General features: G+C 72.0%; 15 protein-coding genes. 9 read left to right on the top strand and 6 right to left on the bottom strand.

Features of this window, described 5'->3' with window-relative positions:
* Positions 1–77 precede the first annotated feature (77 nt).
* Positions 78–1094 carry a DNA-3-methyladenine glycosylase gene (locus tag QFZ75_RS23300; protein ID WP_307539798.1) on the top strand — a complete coding sequence of 339 codons (1017 nt, stop codon included), beginning with the start codon at positions 78–80 and terminating at the stop codon, positions 1092–1094.
* Positions 1095–1234: 140 nt separating this feature from the next.
* Here QFZ75_RS23300 and QFZ75_RS23295 read toward each other — a convergent pair whose 3' ends face one another.
* Positions 1235–2584 (bottom strand): peptidoglycan recognition protein, encoded by a 1350-nt coding sequence (locus QFZ75_RS23295; RefSeq protein WP_307539796.1) that lies wholly within the window; start codon positions 2582–2584, stop codon positions 1235–1237.
* A 128-nt stretch (positions 2585–2712) separates the two neighbouring features.
* On the opposite strand from QFZ75_RS23295, the gene QFZ75_RS23290 reads away from it, so the two are divergent.
* The 4 genes from QFZ75_RS23290 to QFZ75_RS23275 all read left to right on the top strand — a co-directional run bounded on the left by QFZ75_RS23290 (position 2713) and on the right by QFZ75_RS23275 (position 8834).
* Positions 2713–3468, top strand: a complete 756-nt coding sequence (locus QFZ75_RS23290; protein WP_307539794.1) for a TIGR03089 family protein — start codon at positions 2713–2715, stop codon at positions 3466–3468.
* A 328-nt stretch (positions 3469–3796) separates the two neighbouring features.
* On the top strand, positions 3797–5059 hold the full coding sequence (locus QFZ75_RS23285; RefSeq protein WP_307539792.1) for an LCP family protein: 1263 nt from the start codon (positions 3797–3799) through the stop codon (positions 5057–5059).
* A gap of 259 nt (positions 5060–5318) precedes the next feature.
* Entirely contained in the window at positions 5319–7064 is a 1746-nt protein-coding gene (locus QFZ75_RS23280) for an LCP family protein (protein ID WP_307539790.1), read from the top strand.
* 75 nt (positions 7065–7139) lie between these two features.
* Complete coding sequence (locus QFZ75_RS23275) at positions 7140–8834, top strand: LCP family protein (protein WP_307539789.1); 1695 nt, start codon at positions 7140–7142, stop codon at positions 8832–8834.
* Between the two features lie 41 nt (positions 8835–8875).
* Here QFZ75_RS23275 and QFZ75_RS23270 read toward each other — a convergent pair whose 3' ends face one another.
* Complete coding sequence (locus QFZ75_RS23270) at positions 8876–9904, bottom strand: glycosyltransferase family 2 protein (RefSeq protein ID WP_307539787.1); 1029 nt, start codon at positions 9902–9904, stop codon at positions 8876–8878.
* A 238-nt stretch (positions 9905–10142) separates the two neighbouring features.
* Between QFZ75_RS23270 and QFZ75_RS23265 the strand changes: the two genes are divergently transcribed.
* Positions 10143–11504 (top strand): LCP family protein, encoded by a 1362-nt coding sequence (locus QFZ75_RS23265; RefSeq protein WP_373466057.1) that lies wholly within the window; start codon positions 10143–10145, stop codon positions 11502–11504.
* 114 nt (positions 11505–11618) lie between these two features.
* On the opposite strand, the gene QFZ75_RS23260 is transcribed toward QFZ75_RS23265, so the two are convergent.
* Positions 11619–12164, bottom strand: a complete 546-nt coding sequence (locus tag QFZ75_RS23260) for an acyl-CoA thioesterase (protein WP_307539785.1) — start codon at positions 12162–12164, stop codon at positions 11619–11621.
* Positions 12165–12283: 119 nt separating this feature from the next.
* Between QFZ75_RS23260 and QFZ75_RS23255 the strand changes: the two genes are divergently transcribed.
* Positions 12284–13546 (top strand): LCP family protein, encoded by a 1263-nt coding sequence (locus QFZ75_RS23255; RefSeq protein WP_307539783.1) that lies wholly within the window; start codon positions 12284–12286, stop codon positions 13544–13546.
* An 88-nt stretch (positions 13547–13634) separates the two neighbouring features.
* Here the strand turns inward: QFZ75_RS23255 and QFZ75_RS23250 are convergent, their stop codons facing one another.
* A complete protein-coding gene (locus QFZ75_RS23250; RefSeq protein WP_307539782.1) occupies positions 13635–14792 on the bottom strand; it encodes an acyl-CoA dehydrogenase family protein in 1158 nt (385 codons plus the stop codon).
* 189 nt (positions 14793–14981) lie between these two features.
* Here QFZ75_RS23250 and QFZ75_RS23245 point away from each other — a divergent pair, with 189 nt between their 5' ends.
* Entirely contained in the window at positions 14982–16325 is a 1344-nt protein-coding gene (locus QFZ75_RS23245; protein WP_307539780.1) for a UDP-glucose/GDP-mannose dehydrogenase family protein, read from the top strand.
* Positions 16326–16378: 53 nt separating this feature from the next.
* Here the strand turns inward: QFZ75_RS23245 and QFZ75_RS23240 are convergent, their stop codons facing one another.
* A complete protein-coding gene (locus tag QFZ75_RS23240) occupies positions 16379–16885 on the bottom strand; it encodes a CGNR zinc finger domain-containing protein (RefSeq protein WP_307539778.1) in 507 nt (168 codons plus the stop codon).
* A gap of 141 nt (positions 16886–17026) precedes the next feature.
* Here QFZ75_RS23240 and QFZ75_RS23235 point away from each other — a divergent pair, with 141 nt between their 5' ends.
* Positions 17027–17386, top strand: coding sequence for a VOC family protein (locus QFZ75_RS23235; protein WP_307539776.1), 360 nt, complete (start codon positions 17027–17029; stop codon positions 17384–17386).
* A 32-nt stretch (positions 17387–17418) separates the two neighbouring features.
* Here QFZ75_RS23235 and QFZ75_RS23230 read toward each other — a convergent pair whose 3' ends face one another.
* Positions 17419–18615, bottom strand: coding sequence for a dipeptidase (locus QFZ75_RS23230; RefSeq protein WP_307539774.1), 1197 nt, complete (start codon positions 18613–18615; stop codon positions 17419–17421).
* Between the last annotated feature and the right edge of the window lie 219 nt (positions 18616–18834).

Raw genomic sequence — 18834 nt, 5'->3', positions numbered from 1 at the left:
CCTAGTCTTCTGCCTGCGTCCCCCGGAGGGACACCTGAGCACCCGCGCGTCTGCGCACTTCCCGAAGGACCTCATCCGTGGCCGGACGCTTCGAACAGCGGACCACGCGTACGACCGTGCGCGGCGGGTGGGCCGGTGTGCCCTCGCCCCGGTCGGCGCCGCCCGCCGGCACGCCCGCCGGCGGGCGGACGCGCAGCTGGGTGCCGCCCTGGCCGCTCGATCTGCGGCTCGTGCTCGGGCCGTTGCGGCGGGGTCCCGCCGATCCGACCTTCTGCATGTCCGCCGACGGGTCCGTGTGGCGGGCCGGCCTCACCCCTGTCGGGCCCGGGACGCTGCGGGTGTCCGCCCGCGCGGGCGCCGTGCACGGGGAGGCGTGGGGGCCGGGCGCGGAGTGGCTGCTCGACCAGCTGCCCCGGATGCTCGGGGAGTCGGACGATCCCGGAGCCTTCGAGCCCCGGCACCGGCTGCTCGCGGCGGCCCGGCACCGGCGGCCCGGGCTGCGGCTGACGCGTACCGGGCTGGTGCTGGAGTCGCTGATCCCGTCGATCCTCGAGCAGAAGGTCACGACGGACGAGGCCTACCGGGCCTGGCGGGCGCTCGTCCGCAGGTACGGCGTGCCCGCGCCCGGGCCGGGGCCCGTCGACCGGCGCATGTTCGTGATGCCCGAACCGCGGGTGTGGGCGCTGATCCCCTCGTGGGAATGGCACCGGGCCGGAGTCGACGACAAGCGGGCGTCGACGATCCTGCGGGTCGTGCGGGTGGCCCGGCGGATGGAGGAGGCCGTGGCCCTCGACGCGGTCGCGGCGCGCAAGCGGCTCGAGGTGGTGCCGGGGGTGGGGCCGTGGACCTCGGCGGAGGTCGTGCAGCGCAGTCATGGGGCGGCGGACGAGGTGACCGTCGGGGACCTCAACCTGCCCGGGATCGTGGGGTACGCGCTGGCGGGGGACCGGAACGCGGACGACTCCGTCATGCTGACGCTGCTGGAGCCGTACGCGGGGCAGCGGCATCGGGCCGTCCGGTTGATCCTGCTGAGCGGGCGGACACCGGCCCGGCGGCAGCCGAAGCGGTCCCGCGGGGACATCGGAAGGTTGTGAGGGGCGGGTTTCCTCGCCCCCGCCGCCCCTTCCCGTCTTCCCGTCTTCCCGTCTTCCCGTCTTCCCGTCTTCCCGTCCCGATCCCGGGGGCTGCCGTCCCCGGACCCCCGCGACCGCGCTGCCGTCCGGTGTGCCGGACCTCACCGTCCCTGGTAGCGGGCCGACGTGGCACGGGCCGTGCCGAGCTTCGCGTAGAGCCGGCCACCCGGGCATGCGGTGGCGAACCCGTCCCGGTGGCCGGAGATGACGTTGAGCCGTACCTTCCTTCCCTTCCGGTACAGGTTCCCGCCTCCCGACGTGAGGTGGGTCTTGCCGCGCGGGTTCGCCCCGTAGAGGCCGAGCTTCCATGCCGTGAGCCGGGCGACGGCCTTCACCGCGGCGGCGGGCGGGTTCGCGGCGCCGAAACTCCCGAGGACGGCGATCCCCATGCTCTTGCTGTTGAAACCGCGCGTGTGCGCGCCCATCACGGGCTTGGCCACGCCACCGGCCCTGCCCTCGTAGATGGTTCCGCACTTGTCGACGAGGAAGTTGTAGCCGATGTCACGCCATCCGCTGCTCTTCACGTGGTAGCGGTAGATGCTGCGGATGACGGAAGAGGCTTGCGCGCAGCGGTAGTTGTTGCCCGACGCGCTGTGGTGGACGAAGGCGGCCTTCACCGTCTTCGTGTAGCTGAGGTTCCGCTCGCGGAGCCCTTCGTCGGCGCCCCAGCCCCGGCGGGTGACGATCCGCGGACGGGCACCGATGTACGGCTTCGCGCCGCGGGTGGCCGGCAGGTCGGCGCGTGTCTCCTTCCGGCCGAGGGCCGGGATCTCGGTGGCGCCGGGGGGCGCGGATTCGGTGCCGGGGTCGACCAGTTCGACGTGCAGGCCCCTGGGCAGGGGTTCGGCGCCGGCGGCCCTGCCGTCGGCGCCGGTCCTGCCGTCCGCCTCCCCCTGGACGCGGACTTCCACGCCGTCCGAGTCGCCCACCCACAGGGGGGCGGTGGAGCCCCGCACCCGGCCGGAGGTGCGTTCCGGGGTGCCGGGGTCGGCCGCGTGCTCGTCGTTGTGGACGTCCACGTCCTGCCAGGCGGACCAGTGCGTGGTGCCGAAGGCGCGGGTACGGACCTGGATCCGGCCGTGGAGTCGGCTGTCCGGGTCGTCCCAGACGACGCCCACGAGAGAGAAGTGCCGTACGTCCCGCCGGGCCAGGCCCTGCTCCGGGGCGGCCGCGGGGGGCACGGCGCGGTCGCCCGAGGGCGCGGGCTCGGACCGGGGGGTGCCGGGGGCGAGGGGGGCCAGTGGGAGGGACTGAGTGCTGCCCGGGATCGCGGCGGCGAGGTCCGGGGGCATCGCCGCCCCCGGGTGTGCGGGGCGGGCGTGCGCCGTTCGTCCGGTCACCCTCTCACCGGCCGGCGAGGGGGTGGCCGCGGCGTCCGAGGACAGGGCCGACGGAAGGGCCAGGGCGGCCGCGCATGTGACGGCGATCGAGGAAGCAAGGTGTCCGCGCATGCCCCTGATCCTGGACATAGTGTGACTTATCTGTCCATCCAGGAAGTGACGGTCCTTCGGCCGCGCTCCGCCGAACCGGTGCCCCTCGCCGTCCCGTCCGGGCCGCCGCGCGCGTACGCTTGCGTCCCGTGACCGCCACCGACCGCACCCCTGCCGACCTGCTGCGATCCGCGCTCGCCACGGATCCCGCGCGCCCCCTGGTGACCTTCTACGACGATGCCACGGGAGAACGGGTCGAACTGTCCGTGGCCACCTTCGCCAATTGGGTGGCCAAGACCGCGAATCTGCTCCAGGGCGAGATGGGCGCCGAGCCGGGGGAACGGGTGGCGCTGCTGCTGCCCGCGCACTGGCAGACGGCGGTGTGGCTGCTCGCGTGCTCCTCGGTGGGTGCGGTGGCGGAGCTCGGGGGTGACGCGGGGGCCGCCGATCACGTGGTCGCCGGGCCGGGGCGGTTCGAGGACGGGCTCGCCTGTTCCGGGGAGCGGGTGGCGCTGTCGCTCGCGCCGCTGGGGCGTCGCTTCGCGCGCGTGCCGGACGGGTACGCCGACTACGCCGTCGAGGTGCCCGGCCAGGGGGACGTCTTCCGGCCGTACGGACCGGTGGACCCGGAGAGTGCCGCGCTGGTGGTGGCCGGGGCGGAGCTGACCGGGGCCGAGGTGGTCGAGCGGGCGCGTGCCGGTGCGGCCGGGCTGGGTCTGACCGGGCCCGGGGCCCGGCTGCTGTCCTCCCTCTCCTACGACACGTGGGAAGGGGTGAGCGCCGGGCTGTACGGGCCGCTGGCCGCCGGGGGGTCCGTGGTGCTGTGCCGGAACCTCGACCGGCTCGGGGAGGACGCGCTGGCCAGGCGGGTCGAGAGTGAGCGGGTCACCGCGACGGCCCGCTGAAGCGTTTCTCGCCCCCGCCGCCCCTTCCCGTCCCGACCTCGGGGGCTCCGCCCCCGAACCCCCGTTGCGCAGTTCCCCGCGCCCCTGAAAAAGCTCCGGTCCCGGACCCCGCGCGCAGTTCCCCGCGCCCCTGAAAAGACTTCGGTACCGGACCCCGTGCGCAGTTCCCCGCGCCCCTGGAGGGGCTTTGGTCTCGCGAACCCCCGTTGCGCAGTTACCCGCGCCCCGAGGGGGACTTCGGTGTCGCCCGTTCGGCTCATCTCCCGGGGCCCCGTGGGCCCGGCCGCGTCATGGTCGTAGGAGCAGGCCCGGCGGGAGGAGGGGTGGCGTGGCGGCGAGCGGGAACGGTGGGACGTGCGGGCCCGGAGCGGGCGCCACCGCCAGCGGCGCCGGTGCCGCGCGGCGGCGCGGGCGGTGGCTGCGGTACACCGGGCTCGGCGCCGCCGTCGTGCTCGCGACCGCCGCCGGAGCCGGGTGGGCGGTGTACGAGAAGCTGGACGCCAACATCACGTCGGACGACGACACGGCCGCCGAACTCGCCCGGTACGAGAGGGAACGGCCCACCGCGCTGGTGCGCGACGCGCAGAACATCCTGCTGATCGGGTCGGACTCGCGGTCCGGGGACGGCAACCGCAAGTACGGCAGGGACCTGGGCACCGAGCGCTCCGACACCACGATCCTGCTGCACCTCGCGGCGAACCGGCGCAGCGCCACCGCCGTCTCGCTCCCCCGCGACCTGATGGTGGACATACCGGGCTGCCGGGGACGGGACGGCGCCCGCACCCGGCCGGTGTTCTCGATGTTCAACCGCGCCTTCCAGGAGGGCGGGCCCGCCTGCACGATCCGTACCGTCGAGAAGCTGACCGGCGTCCGCGTCGGCCATCACATGGTGGTGGACTTCCACGGGTTCGAGGACATGGTCGAGGCGGTCGACGGGGTGGAGGTGTGCCTGAAGGAGCCGATCGACGACCCCGCCGCCAAACTGCGGCTGCCCGCCGGCAAGGTGCGGCTCGACGGCGAGCAGGCCCTCGGCTACGTACGCGCCCGCAAGACGATCGGCGACGGCAGCGACACCGACCGGATGGACCGCCAGCAGCGGTTCCTGGGCGCGCTCGTCAACAAGGTGCGCAGCAACGACGTCCTGCTGAATCCGGCGAAGCTCTATCCGGTGCTGGACGCGGCGACGTCCGCGCTCACCACCGATCCCGGACTGGCGAACCTGCGGGGGCTCTACGACCTGGTGCGCGGTATGCGCGACATCCCCGTCGAACGGGTGCAATTCCTCACCGTGCCGCGGGAGTCGTACGCGCACGACGCCAATCGCGACCAGCTCGTGGAGCCCGCGGCGGGGAAGCTCTTCCAGCGGCTGCGCAAGGACGCGCCGCTGGAGGTGGCGAAGGAACTCCCCGAGAAGGAGCCCGGGGAACTCCCGGCGGAATCCGGCACGGAACAGACGGAACAGAGCGGCACCGGGTCCGTCGGGAGCGAGGAGGAGTACGACGGTTCGTACGACTTCGAGCGCTATCGGCCGAAAGAGAGCCCCGCACCCACTTTCCGCGGAAACACGGCCGCCGAGGATGTGTGCGGTTGACGCCCGGACACGCCTTACGGGTAAAGGGCGGATCAAGAGAGAGAACGTACGTTCAAAGAATTGGGTGGATTGCCCGGTTGTAGGGACGTGTAATTTGTCACCGTCGTCGTTTGACGCCGAAGTGGGCGGCTAGTGTGAGCGATCCGGTGCGTCCGGCCGCGGGGTGCGCCCCGGGGGCAGCGCGCCGGAGGACCGACTGACCGAGCGTCTTTTGAGGGGGAAAGACGCCGCGTGGCCCCGACGGAGGACTCAAGCAACCGTGGACGCGCAAGGCCGTGGGCGGGCGGACGATATCGACCCCGCAGACCAGTGGGTACTCAATCCGGACACCGGCGACTACGAATTGCGACTGCAGGCTTCCGCACCGCAGTCGACGGTCCCGGGCCCCCGCTCCCGCAGAGCGGCGGGTGCCGCCGCGCCCCCGCGCGGGCGCACCGCTCCCGGCCGGGAGCGCAAGGGAGTTCCCGAACAGGCGCCGGAACCAGGCGTTCCCGGACCGCGCAGACGGCGTGCGCAGCCGCAGGAGCCCCTGCCCGGCCGACGCAAGGGCCGGCCCAAGAAGTCGCGGGGCAAGAAGATACTGATCTGGACGGGCGGCACGCTGGCCTTCCTGCTGGTCGGGACGAGCAGTGCCGGGTACCTCTACTGGAAGCATCTAAACGGCAACATCACGTCCGTCTCCGACGACGGCGCGGGCACCGGCGGCTTCAGCAAGGACCGGGCGATCAACGTCCTGCTGGTGGGCACGGACAAGCGCACCGGCGACGGGAACAAGGGCTACGGCGACTCGGACAGTCCCGGGCACGCCGACACCACGGTGTTGCTGCACGTCTCCAAGGACCGTACGAACGCCACCGCGATGAGCATCCCGCGTGACCTGATCACCGACATCCCGGACTGCCCGACGGAGCAGGAGGACGGCTCCACCAAGGTCATCCCGGGCACGCTGAACACGCGCTTCAACGAGAGCCTGGGCCAGGAGGGCCGTACGCCGAGCTGCACGATGCGGACGGTCACGGCGCTCACCGGCATCAAGATGGACCACTTCATGATCGCCGACTTCAACGCGGTCAAGACGCTGACCACGGCGGTCGACGGCGTCGACATCTGCCTGGCCAAGGACATCGACGACAAGGACTCCAAGCTCAAGCTCTCCAAGGGCGAGCACACCATCCAGGGCGAGGAGGCGCTCGCCTTCGTCCGCACCCGCCACTCGGTGGGCTTCGGCGGCGACCTCAGCCGGATCGAGATCCAGCAGCAGTTCCTCAGTTCCCTGATGCGCAAGCTGAAGTCGAACGACACGCTCACCAGCCCGACCAAGCTCCTGAAACTGGCGGAGGCGGGCACCAAGGCGCTGACCGTCGACTCGAAGATCAGCAGCATCACCAAGCTCCGCGACCTCGGTATGGAGATGGGCAAGTTCCCCACCAAGAACCTGTCCTTCACCACCGTGCCGGTGGTCGACAACCCCGCCGAGAAGGTCAAGGCCACGGTGGTCCTCCAGGAGGCCAAGGCCAAGGAGATGTTCGCCCTGATCAAGGACGACGTCTCGCTCACGGCGGTCAAGCAGGAGAAGAAGAAGGAGAAGGCCGCCGAGGCCGCCCGGCTCAAGGGCACCAAGGCCGACCCCGCCGAGGTCCGCGTCCGGGTCCTCAACGGCGGCGCGGTCGCCGGTTCCGCCCAGGAGATGCTCAACTGGCTGCAGCTCGAAGAGGGCGTGACGAAGTCCGAGAACGCGGGCAACGCCGGCGCGACGCTGAAGAAGACCACCGTCGAGTACGCTCCCGACCAGGCCGATCAGGCGCGCAGGCTCGCCGATCTCATGGGTCTGTCCGGATCGGCCATGAAACCGGGCAAGAGCGTGACCAACTCCCAGGGTCTGCCTGCGATCACGCTGACCCTCGGTGAGGACTTCAAGGGGGCCGGGGTCTCTCTGACCACTCCGTCGACGGCGCCGGAGGACGTCGAGAAGTCCACGGCGGACAAGGTCGAGTGCGCCAAGTGACGTAACAGGTCCGTCCTACGTCTTACAGGACGTAGGACGGACCTGTGTCAGGCGCAGGGTGGGGAGGCAGGGGACATGGCGCAGAGCAGTGTGCGTGGGGAGGGGGCTCGCCCACGTACCGCGCGGGCGGGGGACGACAGCCGGATCGACGGCTCCTCGCAGGCGGCGGAACGCAGCGGCGGCCCGCGGGCGCGGACCGCGCCCGGCGGCGGGAGCGACGACGGCGGGGACGGCGGCAGACCGGGCGGACGCCGGGGTGGCAGGCCCCGGCGCATACTCCGCTGGTTCGCGATGATCCTCGCGGTACTGATACTCGGGACGGCCGGCGCCGGATACCTCTACTACCGCCATCTCAACGAGAACATCGTCAAGGGCAAGCGCAACAGCGGTGAGTCCGGCGTCGAGAAGGCCGGGCCCAACTCGGACGGTCAGACGCCGCTGAACATCCTGCTGATCGGCTCGGACAGCCGCAACTCCGACGAGAACGTGAAGCTCGGCGGCAGCAAGGACCAGGTGGGCGCCAAGCCCCTGGCCGACGTGCAGATGCTGGTGCACGTCTCCGCGGACCGCAAGAACGCGTCCGTCGTCAGCATCCCGCGTGACACCCGGGTGAAGATCCCCGAGTGCGAGGACCCGGACACCGGCGACACGTACCCGGAGACGACCAACATCATCAACGCGTCGCTGCAGCGCGGCGGCGCCGGCTGCACCCTGGCCACCTGGCAGAACCTCACCGGTGTCTACATCGACCACTGGATGATGGTCGACTTCGGCGGCGTGGTGAAGATGGCGGACGCCATCGGCGGCGTCGAGGTGTGTGTCGAGGACAACGTGTGGGACCGTCCGCTGCCGGGCGTCCCCGGCGGTTCCGGTCTGAAGATGAAGGCCGGCAGCAAGAAGGTGAAGGGGAAGCAGGCCCTGCAGTGGCTGCGCACCCGGCACGCCTTCGAGAGCGACCTCGGCCGGGCCAAGGCCCAGCACATGTACATGAACTCGATGATCCGCACGCTGAAGGGCCAGAACGCCTTCACCGACAGCGGACGGCTGACGGGGCTGGCCGAGGCGGCCACCGAGTCCCTGGAGGTCTCCGAGGAGATCGGCACCGTCAAGAAGCTGTACGACCTGGCCATGAAGCTCAAGACCGTGCCGACGGACCGCTTCACGATGACGACCATGCCCACGGTGCCGGACCCGCTCGACGCCAACCACCTGATCCCCAAGCCGAAGGACGCGGACAAGGTGTGGTCGATGATCCGCGGCGACGTCGCCTTCGACAAGGGCGGCAAGAAGGGCGAGGGCGCCTCGGCGTCCGCGAGCCCGGAGCCGACCGGTCCGCCCGCGGCGCCCGCGGCGGACCTGGCGGTCACGGTCGTCAACGGCACGGCCGGTGACGGCAGTACGCAGGCTCCGGTGGGCAGCCGCGCCACGGCGATCGCGGGCGCCCTGCAGGGCGCGGGGTTCACCAGGGCCACCGCGAGCGCGCAGCCGGGGCCCAGCGCGCGGACGCAGGTGACGTACCCGAAGAGTTCGGGGGCGCAGGGCAGGGCCGACGCCCTCTCCGTGGCCAAGGCCGTCGGGGTGCCGAGCGGTCAGGTACGGGCCGTGGCGGACGCGGTCACCACCACGCTGACCATCGGCAGCGACTGGCGGGAGGGCACGTCCTACCCGAAGCAGTCCACTCCGGACGCCGGCGACCTGCCCGGCAGCGCGGACGCCCTCAACGGCTCGGAGAAGGGCTGCATGCCCGTGTACGCGCCGTACCGGTACTGAGACCGGCCGGGGAAGCTGTCCGGGAGCTGGCCGGCTCCCGCTCAGCTCTCGGTCAGGACCGCCGGACGGCGGGACGCGATGACCTTCCTGGCCAGCGCCTTCGGGCTGGTCAGGAAGCCCCAGCCCCAGGACATGTGCATGGTCGCCAGGGCCACCGGGATCCGCAGCCGCGCCCGCGGGGGCAGGCCCTTGCCCGCGGGCAGCGAGCCCGCCGCTATGGCGACGAGGTAGCCGGCGGGGACCAGGAAGCCCCACGGGGTCACCGCCGCGCCCACCACGAGCCCCAGGACGATCGCGCAGACCGCCGTCGGCGGGGCCAGGTAGCGCAGGTTGATGGAGCCCTCGTGGTAGCGCGCGACGACGTGGCGCCAGCGGCCGTAGTCCTTGTACTGCTTGGCCAGCGCCTGCATCGAGGGACGCGGCCGGTAGGAGACCCGCAGCTCGGGCGAGAACCAGATCAGGCCGCCGGCCTCCCTGATCCGGAAGTTCAGCTCCCAGTCCTGGGCGCGGATGAACTCCTCGTTGTAGCCGCCCTGCCGCTCCAGCGCCTCCCGCCGGAAGACGCCGAGGTACACCGTCTCCGCCGGGCCTGCCTGACCGCCGGTGTGGAAGGCCGCGTTGCCCACGCCGATCTTCGAGGTCATGGCGGCGGCGACCGCGTGCTCCCAGTCGTTCTCGCCCTCGGCGTGCATGATGCCGCCGACGTTCTGCGCGCCGGTCTCCTCCAGGAGGCGTACGGCGGTGGCGATGTAGTTCGGCGAGAGCATGCCGTGCCCGTCGACGCGTACGACGACCGGGTGGCGGGACGCCTTGATGGCGGCGTTCAGCGCGGCGGGGGTGCGGCCGGTCGGGTTCGGGACCGTGTGCACCCGGGGGTCCTCGGCGACGAGTTCGGCCGCGATCTCGTCCGTGCGGTCCGTCGAGGGACCGATGGCGATCACGACCTCCATCTCGCCCGCGTACTGCTGGGCGAGGATCGCTTGGACGGCTCCGCGCAGATGCCGTTCCTCGTTGAGGACGGGCATGATCACGGACACGGCGGGAAGCTGCACGGCGGGCTTGGCGTTCATCGCGGGTTACGTTACCGCGAACGGGGGACACGCAGGCGCGCCGCCCTGCCCCTGCATCGGTCGGCAGATCGTATGGGCCTACGGTGCTCACGGACCCCCACACCCGGCCGACGCGGAGGTGTCCGCCTTGCCCACCCCGCCCAGCCCTCCCGCTCCTTCCGGGCGCCGGCGACTCCTGCGGCGGCTCGCGCGGCTGTCCGTGCGGCCGTCCCTGCGGCGCGGCCGGCCGCAATGGAGCATGCGGATGGCCACCGCCCTGTCCGTGGTGGTGCTCGCGGCGGGCGGCGTCGGGCACGCGGTGGTCACCGGGCTCGACTCCGACATCGACCGGATCGACCCCTTCAAGGACATGAAGAACCGGCCCGCGCGCGGCCACGGCATGAACGTGCTCCTGGTCGGCACCGACGGCCGGGACCGCCTCTCGCGCGCTGACAAGGAGAAGTACCGGCTCGGCGGCGCCCCCTGCCACTGCACGGACACGGTCATGATCGTGCACCTCTCCGCGGACCGGGACCGGGCCAGCGTGGTGAGCCTGCCGCGCGACTCGTACGCCGAGACGCCCGAGCACACCGACCGGACCACCGGCGAACGGCACGGGGCGCATCCGGTCAGGCTGAACGCCGCGTACGCGGAGGGCGGGCCGCAGCTGACCGTGCGCACGGTCGAGAAGATGACCGACGTGAAGATCGACCACTACCTGGAGGTCGACTTCACCAGCTTCATGAAGACGGTCGACGTGCTCGGCGGGGTGCGGATCTGCACGGCCCGGCCCTTGCGGGACCCGGTCACCGGGCTCGACCTGGCGGCCGGGACGCACGACCTGAAGGGCGGGCAGGCGCTGCAGTACGTGCGCTCGCGGCACATCGACGGGGCGTCGGACCTCGGCCGGGTGCAGCGTCAGCAGCGGTTCCTGGCGGCGCTGATCGCGCGGGCCACGTCGTCCGGGGTGCTGCTCAACCCGGTCAGGTTCCGTGATGTCACACGGGCGGTGCTCGGCTCCGTGCGGGCGGACAAGGGTTTCGGGGCGGACGAACTCATCGGTCTGGGGCGCGCGATGCGGGCCTTCTCGCCGTCGTCCTCGGAGTTCACGACGGTCCCGATCGGGAACATGTCGTACCCCGTCCAGGGCATCGGCTCGACGCTGAAGTGGGACGGGAGGAAGGCGGGGCGGCTGTTCAGGACCCTGCGCGAGGACAGGCCGCTCGCCGCGCACCGGGTCCGGTCCAGGGTGCCGCGGGTCGAGGTCGCACCGCAGCAGATCCGGGTGCGGGTGGTGAACGGGACGATGACCGCGGGGCTGGGCGGACAGGTCGACCGCGCACTGGCGGGCACGGGGTTCCGGACGACCCGGGTGCCGGTGAACGCGCAGGACCGGTCGCTGCGGCAGACCGTCGTGCGGTACGACCCGGGGTGGGACCGGTCCGCGAAGTCCCTCGCGGCGGCTCTGCCGGGCAGCGGGCTGCAGGCAGTGCCGGGGCAGGGGCCGGTGCTGGAGGTGGTCGTGGGGGCGGACTTCAAGGAGGTCCGCAGGGTCCGGGCCGACGATCCCTCGCAGGGGGAGTTCGAGGCGGTGACGGGCGACCAGGTGATCTGCCCGTAGCCGGCCGGCGAACCATGGGTGGTTCCACCTCTGCGGGCCGGTGGGGGCCGGTCGCGCAGTTCCCCGCGCCCCTGACGGGGCCCGGCCCTCACCGGCCCGCTCCCGAGGGACGGCCTAGTCCAGGCCCTCCGCGGCGCGGCGCTCGCGGAGGTCCAGGATGGCCCGGCGGCGGGCCAGCCGGTGTTGGCGCCGGATCTGCGCCTCCTGGTACCGCCGCTCGTCGCGCTCGGTCTCCGGGCACACCGGAGGCACCCGGCGGGGCTTCCCGTCGGCGTCCACCGCGGCGAAGACGAGGTACGCCGACCCCACCTGCTGGGGCGGCGTCGACTCGTTCCAGCGCTCGGCGAGGACCCGGACACCGACCTCCATGGACGTACGCCCGGTCCAGTTCACCTGGGCCTTCACATGCACGAGGTCGCCCACGCGTACCGGTTCCAGGAACGCCATCTCGTCCATCGAGGCCGTGACGGCGGGCCCGCCGGAGTGCCGTCCGGCCACCGCCCCGGCCGCGTCGTCGACCAGCTTCATGATCACCCCGCCGTGCACCGTTCCCAGCAGGTTGGTGTCGTTGTGGCTCATGATGTGGCTGAGCGTGGTCCGGGACGCCGAGGTCGGCTTGCCCGGAATATCGGCTTCCGGGGCGGGGGCCTGCTCTGTCATGCCGTCCACCCTATGCCGGAAGGCGCAACGGGTGCTTTGCATCAGCTTGGCAACAGCCCTGACCCGATATTCCGAAGACCCTTGTATGCCACACAGTCGAGCACTGCACACTGGGTCGCATGAACGATTGGCCCCAGGGGCGATCCGGAGACAACGGTGGCGAACGCCATGGCTACGGCAGTGCGAGCACCCAGCCGGAGGGCGCCCGCGTGATGCGCCAGGTGCAGCGCGGTCCGGGCGCCGGCTCGCGCTCCTCCGCGCCCGCGCACGGGGTCCCGCCGCAGCAGGGGTACACCGACGGCCACGGTGACGACGACTACAACACGGGCCAGGTCTACGGCGGTGGCGGCCCGCAGGGGCCCGGCGGCCACGACGGCCGGCCCGGCCGCTCCGCGCCGAACTGGCGCCGGCGGATCAAGTGGATCTCCATCACCGTGGTCACGCTGCTGGTCGTGGTGTCCGTCGGCACGTACTTCTGGGCCGACTCCAAGCTCAACCGGGACGTCGACCTGTCGAAGGTCATCGACCGGCCGGACGGGGGCGAGGGCACCAACTACCTGATCGTCGGCTCCGACAGCCGTGAGGGCATGTCCGCCGAGGAGAAGAAGGAGCTCCACACCGGCTCCGCCGACGGCAAGCGCACGGACTCGATGATGATCCTGCACGTCGGCGGCAACGGGAACACCATGGTCTCGCTGCCCCGCGACTCGAACGTGACGATCCCCACCTTCGTGGGCTCCGAGTCCGGCAAGACGTTCAAGGGCACCGGCCGCCAGGTGAAGCTGAACGCGGCGTACGCGGAGGACGGCCCCGAGCTGCTCGTGCGGACCGTCGAGGCCAACACCGGGCTGCGCATCGACCACTACGCGGAGATCGGCTTCGCCGGCTTCGCGAAGATCGTCGACTCGGTCGGCGGCGTGGAGATCGACATCCCCAAGGGCGGCCTGAAGGACACCAAGTCCGGCGCCGACTTCGACGCGGGCAAGCAGACCCTGAACGGCCAGCAGGCCCTCGCCTTCGTACGGACCCGGTACGCGCTCGCGGGCAGCGACCTGGACCGTACGAAGAACCAGCAGAAGTTCCTCGCGGCGCTCGCCAACCAGACGGCGACCCCCTCGACGGTCCTCAACCCCTTCAAGCTGTACCCGACCCTGAGCTCCGGCCTCGACACCCTCACCGTCGACAAGGACATGTCGCTGTGGGACCTCGGCTCGATGTTCTGGGCCATGAAGGGCATCACCGGCGGTGACGGCACGTCCATGAACATGCCGATCTCGGGCAACACCGGCAACGGCAACCTCCAGTGGGACACAGCCAAGGTCAAGACCCTGGTGGAGCAGCTGAGGAACGACGAGAAGGTGACGGTCACGAGCGACCGGTAGGGACCGCGCCACCTGCTTCACGCACGCGAGGGGCCCCGGCAGCCGGTAGCTGCCGGGGCCCCTCGCCGTACGGAGCCCGCCGCGAGGCCTACGGCAGGTTGCGGGCCATCACGATCCGCTGAACCTGGTTGGTGCCCTCGTAGATCTGCGTGATCTTGGCGTCGCGCATCATGCGCTCGACCGGGTAGTCACGGGTGTAGCCGTAGCCGCCCAGGAGCTGGACGGCGTCCGTGGTGACCTCCATGGCGACGTCGGAGGCGAAGCACTTGGCCGCGGCCCCCTGGAAGGTGAGGTCCTTGTCACCGCGCTCGGACTTGGCCGCGGCCGCGTAGGTGAGCTGGCGGGCCGCCTCGATCTTCATGGCCATGTCGGCGAGCATGAACTGGATGCCCTGGAAGTCGGCGATCGGCTTGCCGAACTGCTTGCGTTCCCGGACGTACCCCTTGGCGTAGTCCAGGGCGCCCTGCGCGATGCCGAGCGCCTGCGCGGCGATCGTGATGCGGGTGTGGTCGAGCGTCTTCATCGCGGTGGCGAAGCCCGTGCCCTCCGCGCCGATCATGCGGTCGGCCGGGATGCGGACGTTGTCGAGGTAGACCTCGCGCGTCGGGGAGCCCTTGATGCCCAGCTTGCGCTCGGGGGCACCGAAGGAGACGCCCTCGTCCGACTTCTCGACCACGAAGGCCGAGATGCCCTTGGAGCGCTTGGTGGGGTCGGTCACGGCCATCACCGTGTAGTACTGCGACTCGCCCGCGTTGGTGATCCAGCGCTTCACGCCGTTCAGGACGTAGAAGTCGCCGTCGCGCACGGCCTTCGTCTTCATGCCGGCCGCGTCCGAGCCCGCGTCGGGCTCGGAGAGGCAGTAGGAGAACATCCCCTCGCCCTGGGCCAGCGGCGTCAGGTACTTCTTCTTCAGGTCCTCGGAGCCCGAGAGAATGACGGGCAGCGAGCCGAGCTTGTTCACCGCCGGGATCAGGGACGAGGACGCGCAGACCCGCGCCACCTCCTCGATCACGATGACCGTGGCCAGCGCGTCCGCGCCCGCGCCGCCGTACGACTCCGGTACGTGCACGGCGTGCAGGTCGTTGGCGGTCAGCGCCTCCAGGGCCTCGCGGGGGAAGCGCGCCTCCTCGTCCACCGCCGCGGCGTACGGTGCGATCTTCGCCTCGGCCAGTGCGCGGATCGCGTCCCGGAGCATGTCGTGCTCCTCCGACGGGCGGTACAGGTCGAAATCAGCCGATCCGGCCAAGGTCTCTCACGCTCCAAAGACGCAGTGGTACTGACGCTAACTACCGTTAAGTAACCAAAATTTTATGCGCCCGCCCCCACGAGCGATACGTGAGCTTGGCGACAAGGGGAGATCCTGCCCGGTCAAGGGCTCCGACACGCCGCGACTATGCTCTGTCCGCGCACCTGACGGCTACTTCCTGGAGCACCCATGGCCCTCAAGATCACGGTGATCGGCACCGGTTACCTCGGCGCCACGCATGCCGCCGCCATGGCCGAACTCGGCTTCGAGGTGCTGGGTCTGGACGTGGTGCCCGAGAAGATCGAGATGCTGCAGCGGGGCGAGGTCCCGATGTACGAGCCCGGTCTGGAGGAGCTGCTGCGCAAGCACGTCGCCGGCATCGAGGGGTCCAGCGGGCGGCTGCGGTTCACCATGGACTGGGCCGAGGTCGCGCGGTTCGGCGACGTCCACTTCATCTGCGTGAACACCCCGCAGAAGCACGGCGAGTACGCCTGCGACATGTCGTACGTCGACGCCGCCTTCGCCTCGCTCGCCCCGCACCTCACCGCTCCCGCCCTGGTCGTCGGCAAGTCCACCGTGCCCGTCGGGTCGGCCGACCGGCTGGCCCGTACGCTCGTCGAGCTCTCCCCCGCGGGTGAGGACGTCGAGCTGGCGTGGAACCCGGAGTTCCTGCGCGAGGGCTTCGCCGTCCAGGACACCCTGCACCCCGACCGCATCGTCGCCGGGGTGCGCGGCGAGCGCGCCGAGAAGCTGCTGCGCGAGGTGTACGCGACGCCGCTGACCGAGGGCACGCCCTTCGTGCTGAGCGACTTCCCGACCGCCGAGCTGGTGAAGACCGCCGCGAACTCCTTCCTCGCCACCAAGATCTCGTTCATCAACGCGATGGCCGAGGTCTGCGAGGCCGGCGGCGGCGATGTCGTGAAGCTCGCCGAGGCGATCGGCCACGACGACCGGATCGGGAAGAAGTTCCTGCGCGCGGGCATCGGCTTCGGTGGCGGCTGCCTGCCCAAGGACATCCGCGCGTTCATGGCCCGCGCGGGCGAGCTGGGCGCCGACCAGGCGCTGACCTTCCTGCGCGAGATCGACTCCATCAACATGCGGCGGCGCGGCCAGATGGTGGAGATGACGCGTGAGGCGCTGGGCGGCAGCTCTTTCCTGGGCAAGCGGATCGCGGTGCTCGGCGCGACGTTCAAGCCGGACTCGGACGACGTCCGGGACTCCCCCGCGCTGAACGTCGCGGGCCAGATCCACCTCCAGGGCGGCCAGGTCACGGTCTACGACCCCAAGGGCATGGACAACGCGCGCCGCCTCTTCCCCACCCTCGGTTACGCCGAGACGGCCGTGGACGCCGTCCGCGGGGCGCACGCCGTCCTGCACCTCACCGAGTGGCGCGAGTTCCGCGAGCTGGACCCGGCGGCGCTGGGCGAGGTCGCCACCGACCGGGTGGTGCTGGACGGCCGCAACGCGCTCGACCCCGCGGTGTGGCGGGCGGCGGGCTGGACGTACCGGGCGATGGGCCGCCCGACGGCCTGAGCCGAGGTCCCCCGACGGGCTGCCGGCTCTGCCCGTCCGCTTCGCCCGTCGGGCTACCTGGCCCGGTAGCGGCGCATCTTGGCGCGGGCGCCGCAGGACGACATCGAGCACCAGCGGCCGCGGCCCGCCGGGCTGCGGTCGTAGTACGCCCAGTGGCAGTCCGGCGCCTCGCAGGCCTTGAGCCGCAGCCAGGTGCCGGCGGTGTGGGCCTCCGCGACGGCCGCGGCCACCCGGGAGGCCAGCGGGCCGGGGTCGGCGGGCCGGAAGGCCGCCGAGCCGTCGGCCGCCGCGACCGTGACGACGAGCGGCGCCGACGCGAGCAGGTCGTCGAGCGGCCGCACCCCGCGGTGCGCCGGGTGCCCGGCGTGCGCGAGGCACACGACCCGCAGCGACTCGCGCAGTTCGCGCGCGCTCCGTACCGAGCCGTCGTCGTCGCCGATCCCGAACCGGGCCCGCCCCTCGGCCGTGTCGAGCGCGTCGGCACCCGACTGGATGTCGAGGGTGTTCACCAGGGACTGGACGAGGACCAGTCCGCCGGGTGCGGGCGTGCGCTCACTCATGTCCGTGACGTTACCTCCGGCGCCGAGCTGACGGTGACTGCCGCCCGCCGCCCCCTTGCACGGTTACCCCCGATGGGGCAGCATGCGGTAACGGTTACCGCATGAACCCACCAAGGGGTAACGAACCGAGGAGGAGCAATCATGGCTCTCGCCAAGCTGGGCGCCGTCGTCCTGGACTGTCCCGACCCGCGCGCGCTCGCCACGTTCTACGCCGGGGTGCTGGGCGGCACCGTCGAGGGTGACGGCCGCTGGGTGGACCTGAGGCTGCCGGAGGGCGGGACGCTGGCGTTCCAGGCCGCGCCCGGTCACGTACCGCCGAAGTGGCCCGCGCCGGACGACTCGCAGCAGTTCCACCTGGACGTCACCGTGGAGGATCTGGACGCGGCGGAGAAGGAGGTGCTGGCGCTGGGCGCGAAGGTGCTCGACGCGCAGGACCGGACGCGCACCTTCCGGGTCTACGCCGACCCGGCCGGCCACCCGTTCTGCCTCTGCGCCTGCTGAGGTCCCTCTCCGCGCCCGCCGGTGACCGGCGGTCAGCCGTCGAGTTCGGCGATCCTCGCCGTGGAGGGCTCGCGGCGCAGCCGGACGGCGCGGGCGGTGAAGTCGGCCGTACGCAGGACGCGCTGGAGGTTGCCCCAGGTGAGCAGCGCGAGGTCGGTCTCGGACCAGCCGCGGCCGAGGAGTTCGGCGACGAGCAGCGGATAGCCCGCGGCGTCCGCGAGGTCCCGCGGGTGCGCGGCTCCGGAGTCGTACGTCCCCGAGAGGCCGACGCACTCGGGTCCCGCGAGGTCCCGTACGTGGTCGAGGTGGTCGGCCACGTCCCGGACCGAGGGGCCCGTCTGCTCGGCGGTCAGCGGGACCAGGCACAGGCCCTTGGCCGCGCCGAGCGCGACGAGCAGGTCGTCGGGGAGGTTCGCCGGGTGCGGGCGCAGGGCGCGGGCGGCGGAGCGGGTGCACACGACCGGGGCCTTGGAGATGGTGAGGGCGCGGCGGAGGGTCGCGTCCGAGGCGCCGGAGAGGTCGGCGACGACGCCGGTGCGGTTCATCTCGCGTACGACCTCCTCGCCGAACCGGGTCAGTCCGTTCTCACCGGCCCAGGACACCCCGGACAGGGTGAGGACCCGCAGGCCGAGGGCGTGCAGCGAGCGCAGGATGCCGAGCGAGTCGTCCAGCGCGGCGGCGCCGGCCGGGCCGAGCAGCACGGCGACCCGGCCGCAGTTCCTGGCGTCGGTGAGCTGCGCCGCGCTGTGGGCCAGGCGCAGGCCCTCGGGGTGGGCCTCCACCACGGTCCTGACCAGGTCGAGCTGTTCCAGGGTGGCCCCGACGGCCCGTCCGCCGACGAGTCCGTCGGGCAGGTGCAGCGAGCAGAACAGCGCGCCGACGTGCCCTTCGCGCAGCCTCGGCACATCGGTGTCGACCGCGCTGTCGCCGTTCTCGAGGTCGTACCAGGAGAGGTGCCGCAGGGCCCGCGCCAGACCGCTGTAGCCGTCCGCGACGGGGTGGGCGGCGAGGAGGGCGCGGGCGCGGGTGAGGGGGTCGGCCTCGGCACCGGCCGCGCGCGCGTCGCCGATTCCGGCGGCCCCGGCGACGATCTCGGCCTCGCCCCCGGCTTCAGCCCTGGGCCCCGTTCCGGCTTCGGCGACGAGCGGCTCGAACGCGCCGAAGGGCTCGGGCCGGTCCAGCGCGCCGGCCTCGGCGGTGGTGTGCAGTTCGTCCTGCAGATCAGCCATGGCGGGGCTCCGGGGTCCGGTGGTGCGACAGGTGGTCCCACCGTCCCACGCCGGCGCACGGGGGTCGCGCCGACTGAACCGTTCGAGCGACTCCGCCACCCGGCCCCGCGAGGGGCGCGGGGAACCGCGCGGCCAACCCCCACCGCACCCGCACCCGCACCCGCGCCCTCACACCGTGCCCGCCGCACACCGTCCCGCCCGCACCCTCACACCGTGCCC

The organism is Streptomyces sp. V3I8, assembly GCF_030817535.1.
Taxonomy (GTDB): domain Bacteria; phylum Actinomycetota; class Actinomycetes; order Streptomycetales; family Streptomycetaceae; genus Streptomyces.
The sequence above is the reverse complement of the archived record's forward strand: the minus strand, read 5'-3'. Positions and strand labels throughout refer to the sequence as shown.